This window comes from Streptomyces sp. NPDC046197 (assembly GCF_040646295.1).
GTDB lineage: Bacteria > Actinomycetota > Actinomycetes > Streptomycetales > Streptomycetaceae > Streptomyces.
Genome location: NZ_JBEYZY010000111.1, coordinates 1 through 1233, shown reverse-complemented (window position 1 = coordinate 1233; position 1233 = coordinate 1). Strand labels below are relative to the sequence as shown.

The 1233-nt window shown below is 65.4% G+C and carries 1 protein-coding gene; it reads right to left on the bottom strand.

Annotated features, from left to right (window positions below):
- Nucleotides 1-11: 11 nt before the first annotated feature.
- Nucleotides 12-1145 (bottom strand): IS630 family transposase, encoded by a 1134-nt coding sequence (locus tag AB0A61_RS41120; protein ID WP_361304753.1) that lies wholly within the window; start codon nt 1143-1145, stop codon nt 12-14.
- Nucleotides 1146-1233: the final 88 nt, after the last annotated feature.

The window sequence follows — 1233 nt, the reverse complement described above, 5'->3', positions numbered from 1 at the left end:
CTAGTGCCGCATCAGGCAACGTTCGCCTTCTTCACGACCTCGCGGAGGCGTTCGTCGGCGGCGTGTTTGTTCCGCCAGATGATGTAGCGGCGGATCATGCTGCCCTGTTCCTTGTGGCTGGTGTGGTCAGTGCCGTCGAGGGCGAAGTAGCGCAGGGCGGTGAACTGGGCCTCGATGCGGTTGAGCCATGAGCTGTTGGTCGGGGTGTAGGCGATCTCCACGTTGTTGGCCGTCGCCCACGTCGCGACCCGCTGGCAGCGCCTCGTCGTCAGGTGCGGGGAGTAGTTGTCGCAGATGATCGCAATGCGTACGTCCATCGGGTGCAGTGAACGCAGGTAGCGGCAGAACTCCAGGAACTTCGACCTGTTCTTGGTCTTCTTGATGTGCCCGTAGAGCTGGTCTTTGGCGAGGTCGTAGGCGGCGAACAGGTGCCGGACCCCGTGCGGGCGGGTGTAGGTCGCCCGGCGGCGGGGCCGGGGCTCGCGGTCGGGATCCTTGTGCCGACCGCCGCGTTCGGCCCATTGCCGACCGGGGTGGGGCCGGAGGTTGAGCGGTCCGAACTCGTCCATGCAGAAGACGACTTCGGGCTCGCCTTCCTCGGGTATGACCTCGCCGTCGGCGATCGCGTAGAGATGCTCGACGCGAGCCTTCTTGACCGCGTAGTCCGGATCGCGTGAAGTCTTCCAGGTCTTTATGCGTTGAAACGAGACGCCCTCCTCGCGGAGCAGGACCCGAAGGCCCTCGTGGCTGATGTCGTCGACCACCCCCTCGGCGACCAGGAAGTCGGCCAGCTTGGCCAGACTCCAGGTCGAGAACGGCAGGCCGTGCTCGGCCGGCCTGGATTTGGCAATCTTCTTGATCTCCCGGCGTTCCGGCAGGGTGAAGGTCCTGGGCCGGCCGCCCTTGTACTTGGGGTAGAGCGAGTCGAAGCCATCGGTGTTGAAGTTGTGGATCACGTCCCGGACCCGGTCCGCACTGGTGAACGTCACCTCGGCGATCTTCGCCACGGGCATGCCCTGCGCGGATAACAGCACCATCTGGGCCCGCCGCCAGGTCACCACCGAACCGGTACCTCTGCGGATGATCCGCAGCAACCGCCTGCCCTCGTCGTCATCAATCTCCCGGACCCGCACACGCTCAGCCACCTGATCATTCTCGCCGTCCGACGGCGCCCGGCGCAGCAAACCCCGCGACGCGTCACGACAGGGCGAACGTTGTCTGATGCGGCACTAG